At 73.4% G+C, this 8,720-nt stretch carries 8 protein-coding genes; 6 read left to right on the forward strand and 2 right to left on the reverse strand.

Annotation, left to right across the window (positions count from 1 at the left end; genetic code table 11):
• Positions 1-42 precede the first annotated feature (42 nt).
• The 6 genes from CK505_RS14410 (at position 43) to CK505_RS14435 (ending at position 7,375) form a co-directional block, all read left to right on the forward strand.
• On the forward strand, positions 43-1,659 hold the full coding sequence (locus CK505_RS14410; protein WP_095651532.1) for a glucose-6-phosphate isomerase: 1,617 nt from the start codon (positions 43-45) through the stop codon (positions 1,657-1,659).
• 160 nt (positions 1,660-1,819) lie between these two features.
• Positions 1,820-3,331 carry a glucose-6-phosphate dehydrogenase gene (gene zwf / locus CK505_RS14415; protein WP_017832799.1) on the forward strand — a complete coding sequence of 504 codons (1,512 nt, stop codon included), beginning with the start codon at positions 1,820-1,822 and terminating at the stop codon, positions 3,329-3,331.
• Positions 3,328-4,461, forward strand: a complete 1,134-nt coding sequence (locus CK505_RS14420; RefSeq protein WP_017832800.1) for a glucose-6-phosphate dehydrogenase assembly protein OpcA — start codon at positions 3,328-3,330, stop codon at positions 4,459-4,461. Before zwf ends, CK505_RS14420 begins: the two co-directional genes overlap by 4 nt.
• Positions 4,458-5,207, forward strand: coding sequence for a 6-phosphogluconolactonase (pgl, locus tag CK505_RS14425; protein ID WP_017832801.1), 750 nt, complete (start codon positions 4,458-4,460; stop codon positions 5,205-5,207). The genes CK505_RS14420 and pgl overlap by 4 nt, the downstream gene beginning before the upstream one ends.
• Positions 5,208-5,868: 661 nt before the next feature.
• Complete coding sequence (locus tag CK505_RS18250) at positions 5,869-6,477, forward strand: hypothetical protein (RefSeq protein ID WP_141246839.1); 609 nt, start codon at positions 5,869-5,871, stop codon at positions 6,475-6,477.
• A 34-nt stretch (positions 6,478-6,511) separates the two neighbouring features.
• Positions 6,512-7,375, forward strand: coding sequence for a hypothetical protein (locus CK505_RS14435; RefSeq protein ID WP_095651534.1), 864 nt, complete (start codon positions 6,512-6,514; stop codon positions 7,373-7,375).
• Between the two features lie 135 nt (positions 7,376-7,510).
• Here the strand turns inward: CK505_RS14435 and secG are convergent, their stop codons facing one another.
• Together secG and tpiA are read right to left on the reverse strand one after the other, a co-directional pair.
• Positions 7,511-7,765: a preprotein translocase subunit SecG gene (gene secG / locus CK505_RS14440; RefSeq protein WP_035923973.1), complete on the reverse strand. Its 255-nt coding sequence runs from the start codon at positions 7,763-7,765 to the stop codon at positions 7,511-7,513.
• A 70-nt stretch (positions 7,766-7,835) separates the two neighbouring features.
• Positions 7,836-8,651, reverse strand: a complete 816-nt coding sequence (tpiA, locus tag CK505_RS14445) for a triose-phosphate isomerase (RefSeq protein ID WP_095651535.1) — start codon at positions 8,649-8,651, stop codon at positions 7,836-7,838.
• Positions 8,652-8,720: the final 69 nt, after the last annotated feature.

Genomic DNA, 8,720 nt, shown 5'->3' on the forward strand with positions numbered 1-8,720 from the left:
GACCCGAGCACCGTCCGTGCCGCCCCACCCGAAGGAGAACCCATGAGCTCCCTGTCCGTCCAGACCTCCGGCGCCGCCCGCGAGGCCGTCGACCGGCACGTGCCCGCGCTGGTGGGCGACAGGTTCGCCTCCAAGCTCTTCGCCCAGGACCCCACCCTGTGGGGCGCTGCGGCCGAGGACGAGTCCGCCAAGCGGCTGGGCTGGGTGGAGGCCGCCGAGGTCTCCCGCCCGCTCGTCGCCGAGATCACCGCGCTGCGGGAGGAGTTCGCGGCGGAGGGCGTGGACCGGTTCGTGCTGGCGGGCATGGGCGGGTCCTCCCTGGCCCCCGAGGTGATCACCCGGACCGCCGGGGTCGAGCTGTTCGTGCTCGACTCCACGGACCCGGAGATGGTGGGCGCGGCCCTCGCCGACCGCCTCGAGCGCACCGCGATCGTGGTCTCCTCCAAGTCCGGCTCCACCGTGGAGACCGACTCGGCGCGACGGGTCTTCGCCCGGGCGTTCGAGGACGCGGGCATCGACGCCGCCTCGCGCATCGTGGTGGTCACCGACCCCGGCTCGCCCATGGAGGCGTCCGCACGGGAGGCCGGCTACCGCCGGGTCTTCACCGCCGACCCGACCGTGGGCGGGCGCTTCTCGGCGCTCACCGCCTTCGGCCTGGTCCCCTCCGGTCTGGCCGGCGTGGACGTCGGGGCCCTGCTCGACGACGCCGACGAGGCCGGCGAGGTGCTGCGCGAGGACGTCGAGGACAACCCCGGCCTGCACCTGGGCGCGGCGCTCGGCGGCACGCAGCCGCTGCGCAACAAGCTCGTGTTCCGGGACCTGGGCTCCGGGATCGCCGGGTTCGCCGACTGGGCGGAGCAGCTGATCGCCGAGTCCACGGGCAAGGAGGGCAAGGGCGTGCTGCCCGTCGTCGTCGGCGCCGGCGACGCCCCGGAGGCCTCCTCGGGGGCCTCCGACGTCCTCGTCGTGGAGCTCGTCGGCGTGGACGAGGAGCAGGCCCCCGAGGGCGACGTCGTGCGGGTCTCCGGCTCCCTCGGCGCCCAGCTCATGCTGTGGGAGGTCGCCACCGCGGCGGCCGGGCGGCTGCTCGGCATCAACCCGTACGACCAGCCCGACGTGGAGTCCGCCAAGAACGCCACCCGCGCCCTGCTCGAGGACAAGCCGCAGCCCACGGCCGCGGACGTCGTGGACGGGCCCGTGGAGATCCGCGGGGCGCAGGAGCTGCTCGACGGGGCGCAGACGGTCGAGGACGCGCTCGCCAAGCTGCTCGCGCAGCTGCCGGAGACCGGCTACCTGTCCGTGCAGGCGTACTTCGACCGGCTCTCGTGGGCCGAGCTGGAGAGCGTCCGCCCCGTCCTCGCCCGGGCCACCGGCCGGCCCGTGACGTTCGGCTGGGGCCCCCGGTTCCTGCACTCCACCGGCCAGTACCACAAGGGCGGACCGGCGGAGGGCGTGTACCTGCAGATCACCGCCGCCTCGGAGACGGACCTCGAGATCCCGGACAGCCCGTTCAGCTTCGGCGAGCTGATCTCGGCCCAGGCCGACGGGGACGCCCAGGTCCTCGCCGACCACGGGCGGCCCGTGCTGCGGCTGCGGCTCGCGGACCGCGCCGCCGGCGTGGACCGGCTGCGCCAGGCCGTCGACGCCCTCGGCGGCTGACCCGGCCGGCACGACCGGACCGCTGACCTAGAATGGGAGCACGCCACGGTCGGCGCGGGAGTTCCCGCGCCGACCGTTGCGCGTGCAGGCCCCCGTGGGTGCCACGGCCCCGCAGAGACGTGAAGGAGTACCGTTGCCAGACAACAACGCCCGCAATCCCCTGCGGGACCCGAGGGACAGGCGGCTCGTCCGGGTCGCCGCCCCGTCGGCGCTCGTGCTCTTCGGCGTGACGGGAGACCTCGCGAAGAAGAAGCTGCTGCCGGCGATGTACGACCTCGTCAACCGGGGTCTGCTGCCGCCGTCCTTCGCGCTCGTCGGCTTCGGCCGCCGCGACTGGTCCCACGAGCAGTTCCGCGAGGTGGTGCGCGAGTCCGTCGAGGCGCACGCCCGCACCCCCTTCCAGGAGGACGTGTGGCGCCAGTTCGCCTCCGGCGTCCGGTTCGTGCGCGGGGAGTTCGACGAGGACAAGGCCTACGAGGCGCTCAAGTCGACCCTCAAGGAGCTCGACGTGCACTCGGGCACGCGCGGCAACCACGCGTTCTACCTCTCGATCCCGCCGAAGGCGTTCGAGACGGTCTGCCAGCAGCTCGCCGACCACGGCCTGGCCCAGCACGAGAACGCCTCCGGGTGGCGCCGCGTGGTCATCGAGAAGCCCTTCGGCCACGACCTCGAGTCCGCGCAGGAGCTCAACGCCATCGTGGAGCGGGTGTTCCCGGCGGACTCGGTGTTCCGCATCGACCACTACCTGGGCAAGGAGACGGTGCAGAACATCCTGGCGCTGCGCTTCGCGAACCAGATGTTCGAGCCCCTGTGGAACGCGCAGTTCGTGGACCACGTGCAGATCACCATGGCCGAGGACATCGGCATCGGCTCCCGCGCCGGCTACTACGACGGCGTGGGCGCGGCCCGCGACGTCATCCAGAACCACCTGCTGCAGCTGCTGGCCCTCACGGCCATGGAGGAGCCGCTGTCCTTCCAGGCCCACCACATGCGCGCCGAGAAGGCGAAGGTCCTGGCCTCCGTCGTCGTCCCCGAGGACCGGGCGGCGCACTCGGCGCTCGGCCAGTACGAGGCCGGTCTGCAGGGCGGTGAGCGCGTGCGGGGCTTCCTCGAGGAGCAGGACATCCCCGCCGACTCCCGCACCGAGACCTACGCGGCGCTGCGCGTGGACATCAACAACCGCCGGTGGGCGGGCGTGCCGTTCTACCTGCGCGCCGGCAAGCGCCTGGGCCGGCGGGTGACCGAGATCGCGGTGCAGTTCAAGAACTCCCCCAACCTGCTGTTCGGGGACAACGGCCACGAGGACCTGGGACAGAACGTCATCGTGGTCCGGATCCAGCCCGACGAGGGCGTGACCATCCGGCTGGGCTCCAAGGTGCCCGGGACCCAGTCGGAGATCCGGGACGTCACGATGGACTTCGGCTACGGCCACTCGTTCACCGAGTCCAGCCCGGAGGCCTACGAGCGCCTGATCCTCGACCTGCTGCTCGGGGAACCACCGCTGTTCCCCGACCACGAGGAGGTCGAGCTGTCCTGGCGGATCCTCGACCCCTTCGAGCAGTGCTGGTCGGAGCAGGAGATCATGCCGGAGCCCTACGCGCCCGGGTCCTGGGGACCCGCCGCCGCCGACGAGCTGCTGGCCCGCGACGGACGCGTCTGGAGGCGACCGTGATCGTTTCGATGGAGAACACCACCACCTCGGCCATCGACAAGAAGCTGAGCCAGCTGCGGGACCAGCACGGCGTCGTCACGCTCGGCCGGGTCCTCACGCTCGTGATCCTCGCCCAGGCCGGGCACTCCGAGGCCGCCCTGGAGGCCGCGAACTTCGCGAGCCACGAGCACCCGTGCCGGATCCTCGTGCACGTGGCGCACTCCCAGGCGGAGAGCACCCGGCTCGACGCCCAGCTGCGCATGGGCGGTGACGCCGGCGCCTCCGAGGTCATCGTGCTGCACGGCTACGGCGAGCTCGCCGAGCCCACCGAGACCCTGTTCTCGGCGCTGCTGCTGCCGGATGCCCCGATCGTCGCCTGGTGGGCGCACACGGTGCCGCCGCCCTCGCCGCACACCTCGTCCATCGCCGGGATCGCCCACCGGCGGATCACGGACTCCGCGCGCAGCGACGACGCCTACGAGGCGCTCGCCGAGCTGAGCACCCGGTACGTCCCCGGCGACACGGATCTCGCCTGGACCCGGGTGACCAACTGGCGGATCCAGCTGGCCGCGGTCCTGGACCAGGCGGAGCCCGCGCCCGTGCGCGAGGTCGTCGTGGAGGGATGCGGCCGCTCCCCCAGCGTGGTGCTGCTCGGCACGTGGCTGGGCACCCGGCTCGACGCCGACGTGACGCTGGTCAACAGCCCCGGGCCCCGCCGCCTCGACCGGGTGACCCTGGTCCGGGACGACGGCGAGATCGTGCTCGAGCGCCCGGGCCGGTCCGTGGCGATGCTGCGGCAGCCCGGTCAGCCCGACCAGCAGATCGCCATGCCCGTGCGGGACCTCAACGCCTGCATCGCCGAGGAGCTCCGGCGCCTGGACCCCGACGAGGTCTACGGCGAGGTGATCACGACCGGCCTGCGGGACGTGCGGATCGCCCAGATCGTGGACACCGCCGGCGAGCTCACCCCCGGCGCCGCACGGTTCCTCGCCGAGCACGGCGGCCGCCTCCCCGACCGGGACCGGACGACGCCCGACGACGCCCCGGCGGACGAGCCGGCGGAACCGGACTCCGGTGCGGTCCCGGCCGCCGAGGCATCCGTCCCGGCACCCGAGACGTCCGTCCTGGCCCCCGGGGAGGAGCGCGCATGAGCGCCGAGCTGGAGACCGTCGCCCACCCGGACAAGCAGTCGCTCGCCGCGGACACCGCGGACCGGGTCCTCGACGTGGTCGTGGCGGCGCAGGAGGAGCGCGGGGAGGCGAGCCTCGTGCTCACCGGCGGGAGCATGGGCACCGCGGTGCTCGCGGCCCTCGCCGCCTCCGCCCGCCGGGACGAGGTCGACTGGACCCGCGTCGACGTGTGGTGGTCGGACGAGCGCTTCGTGGCCGGCGACAGCGCCGATCGCAACTGCGTCCAGGCCGTCGAGGCCGTGGGCGGGGCCCTGGACCTGAACCCGGACCGGGTGCACTACATGGGCAGCGCCGACGACTTCGCCACCGCCGAGGACGCCGCCTTCGACTACCGGCGCGAGCTGGCGGCGGCGGCCGACGCGGAGCAGCGGACGGAGGCCTTCCCCCGGTTCGACCTCTCGCTGCTGGGCCTGGGCCCCGACGGCCACGTGGCCTCCCTGTTCCCGGGGCTGCCGCACGTGCACGAGCAGGACGCCACCGTGCTGGGGGTGCGAGACTCCCCCAAGCCCCCGCCGGAGCGGGTGACCATGACGCTGCCGATGATCAACAGCGCGGAGCGGGTCTGGTTCCTCGTGGCCGGGGCGGACAAGGCAGGGGCGGTCGCGGCCGTCCGCGGCGGCGCCCCGATCGAACGCACGCCCGGGGCCGGGGTGCGCGGGACCGAGGAGACGCTGCTGCTGGTCACGCAGGACGCCCTCGACGGCTGACGCGTCGGGCCGCCGGGGCGAAGCACCCCGAGTGACCGGACGGTAGTCACGCCGTAGTGACGCCTGTGCCGTCATGCTCACCGATGAGAGTCGGCACCCGAGCGCCTGGCGAAGAGAACGGGATCCATGACCATGGAGATCCTGCGTACCTGTGGCGACATCCGGACGAGCGCGGACGGCCGGTGAGGTCGTGTTCCCGGCACGTCCCGTCCGCGCCGGCACCGTCCTGGCCGCCGGCGTCCTCGTGGTGCTCACGGCGTGCGGCCGGGGCGGGCCCGACGACGGCGCCGAGCCGGCGAACGGATCCCCTGCGGCCGAGCAGACCACCGAGCCGGAATCGGACCTTTCCGCGCGGACCTCGGACGGCTCCACGGACCTTCCGAGTGCCGAGCCCGGCTCCGAGGACGCCGCCGGGCCCGGGCGTGACGGCTCCGACCGCGACCGATCCGACGGTGCCGCTCCCGACGGTGCCGCTCCCGACGGTGCCGCTCCCGAAGGTGCCGCTCCCGGCGGTGCCGCTCCCGGCGGTGGGAGCAACGGCGGTGGGGGTCCCGGCGGCGGGAGCGGCGGCGAGGGCAGCACCCCGGCCCCTCCTCGCGTCGCTCCCGTGATCGGCGGTCTGCCGATCGGACCCGTCGGTCCCGGAGAACCGGGATGGTACGTGGCCCTGCGCGCCGGCACGTGCGACCACGACAGTCTCGCCGGCGCGAGCGCGCAGGACGCCGCCTCCCTGTTGTGCCGGGCGGCCGTGACCAACGACGAGGCGCTCTGGTCCCAGGGGGCGGCGGCACTGGCTGCCGCCCCGCTCCCGCAGAGCTGTCACGACGTTGCGGCGGTCGCCATGCTGCAGCGTCTGGTGCAGTTCCACCGGGACCACCCCGAGGACGTGCCCGTGCTCGTCGACACGCCGGGCACCGCCTGCCCCCTGTCCATCACGGGGCTCGCGAGCGCGCCGGACGAGGCCGGCGAGTCCGCCGTGCCCGTGCCGCCGTGCGGAGGCGTGCCCGTCCACCTGCGCGGAAACATGCAGGACCGGGCACTGCCCGTGGGCAGCGTGCAGTTCGTCACCGTGGGGCCGACTCCCGTGCCGATCCAGTGGGCATCGACCGGACCGTTCTTCGTGGCGCCCCCGGCACCGGTCCCGGAGGCGGGTGGTTCGCTGCCGGTGGCCCTCTCGGGCTCCGGCTACGTGCTCGAGGACCCGGCCCTCAGCACGGTCGCCCTGGACTACGCCCCCGGCACGACGGCATGTCCGGCCCCCGGCTCCTGACGGGCCGCTGCGGCTGCGGTACCGGGCGGCAACGATGACGGAGACCGCTGCCCCGCCCGGCTCCGTGTGGTCGCACGTCCTGGGCTACGTGTCGGTCATCGGGCCGCCGGCCACCGTGGTCACGGCCCTGGTGTTCTACTTCGGCTGGGCTCGCGCGAAGGCGCAGGCCGAGTGGATGGGACTGCACGTCAACCTGTTCGGCTACACCACGCGGGACTTCGCGCTGCTGAGCATCAGCGCGCTGTACCTGCCGCTGCTGCTGCTGATCGCGCTGGCGATGCTGTGGGTCTGGCTGGACCGGCTGCTGCGGAGACGCATCGACCGGGGAGCGGCCGGCAGGTGGGCGACCACACTGCCGCGGGCGGCTCTGCTCGGTGCAGGGGCCCTGATCGGCCTCATGGTCGTCCTGCTGTTCGCCGAACGCGTCTACAGCCCCCTGTACGCCCCGTACCTCGTCACCGCCGGCGTGCTCGTGGCCGCGTGGGCCGTCCGCATCCGCCGCTGTGCCGCCGCCGTCGAGGGCCCTCGACGGCCCGCCGAGCAGCAGGCCGTCGAGGCGACGCTGCTCCTGGTCCTCGTGGCGCTGCTGCTCTTCTGGGGAACCTCGAACTTCGCGGAGGCCCGTGGACGGGGGCTCGCGGAGGATCTCGAGGTGAATCTGCCGTGGCTGCCCCGGGCGCAGGTCTACAGCCAGGAACCACTGGGCCTCGACGTCCCGGGGGTCACGACGCGCGAGCTGGGCACGGCCGGGGCCCCGCTGTACCGCTACGACGGGCTGCGCCTGCTCACCGTCAGCGGGGAACGGTACTTCTTCCTCCACGAGGGGTGGTCCGTCGAGGAGGGCACCGTGGTGGTGCTGCCCGACGACGCCTCGTTGCGGGTCCAGTACGGGCGCTGATCCGGGGCGCGGGGACCGCACGTCGCCGGGCGCATGCGGCGGCCCCTCAGCGCGGACGACCCCCGGCTTCCCCGGCCGAGCACGGACTTCCGTGGCCGGCCGGGGAGGCCGGGGGTCGTTCGACCAGCCGTCGGCTCAGACGGCCACCTCGGCGAAGCGCATGGTCAGCGCGTAGGCCGCGATGGACAGGGCCCAGACCACGGCCGTGGTGGTGGTGAGGCGGACCAGGTTCTTCTGCGCCACGCCCGAGGTGTTGAGGGACTGGGTCATGCCGCCGCCGAACATGTCGGAGAGGCCCCCGCCCTTGCCCTTGTTGAGCAGGACGAGGAGAACGGCCAGGAGGCTCGTGAGCACGATGATCGCCAGGAGCACGTTCTGCAGAATTTCCACTGGGGCCTTCCCTCGGGGGTGTCCGTCGAGCAGCCGCGCCCGGCGGGCGCGGACGGTCAGGGGGTCGTGATCAGTCGGTCACGAGGTGCTGCTCGAACCTGGCAATGCTAGCAAACTCCTCGGCGTCGAGGCTGGCGCCGCCGACGAGGACGCCGTCCACGTCCTTGCCCTTGAGGATCGAGCCGGCGTTGGCGGCCTTCGCGGAACCGCCGTAGAGGATGCGGGTCTTCGCGGCGGTCCCGTCGTCGTAGAGCCCGGCCAGCTCGGCGCGGATGGCGGCGGCCATCTCCTGGGCGTCCTCGGGACCGGCGACCTCGCCGGTGCCGATCGCCCAGACGGGCTCGTAGGCCACCACGAGCTCGGCCACCCGGTCCGCCTCGAGGCCGGCGATGGAGCCGCGCAGCTGCTCGAGCGTGAAGGCGACGTGCTCGCCGGCCTGCCGGACCTCGAGGCCCTCGCCGACGCACAGCACCGGGACCAGGCCGTGGCGGTGGGCGGCGGCGATCTTGGCGTTGCACAGCTCGTCGGACTCGCCGTGGACCGTGCGGCGCTCGGAGTGGCCCACGAGCACGTAGGTGCAGCCGAGCTTGGCCAGGAACTGGCCGGAGATGTCGCCGGTGTAGGCGCCGGAGTCCTGGTCGGAGAGGTCCTGGGCGCCGTAGACGACGCGCAGGTCGTCACCGTCCACGAGGCTCTGGACGGAGCGGAGGTCGGTGAACGGCGGGAAGACGGCCACCTCGGCGCGGGAGTAGTCGTGCTTGGCGTCGTCCAGGGTCCACGCCAGCTTCTGCAGCAGGGTGATCGCCTGGGCGTGGTCCATGTTCATCTTCCAGTTGCCGGCGATCAGCGGCGTGCGGTCGAACTGACCGTTGGTCTGCGAGGTCATGGGGACTCCTGTCCGCGGCGGGTGCGCCGCTCGTCGTGCGGTTCGGCAGTGGTGCGCTGGGCGGCGGGG

Origin of the sequence: Kocuria sp. WN036 (assembly GCF_002287015.1) — a bacterium.
Classification (GTDB): Bacteria; Actinomycetota; Actinomycetes; order Actinomycetales; family Micrococcaceae; genus Kocuria; species Kocuria rosea.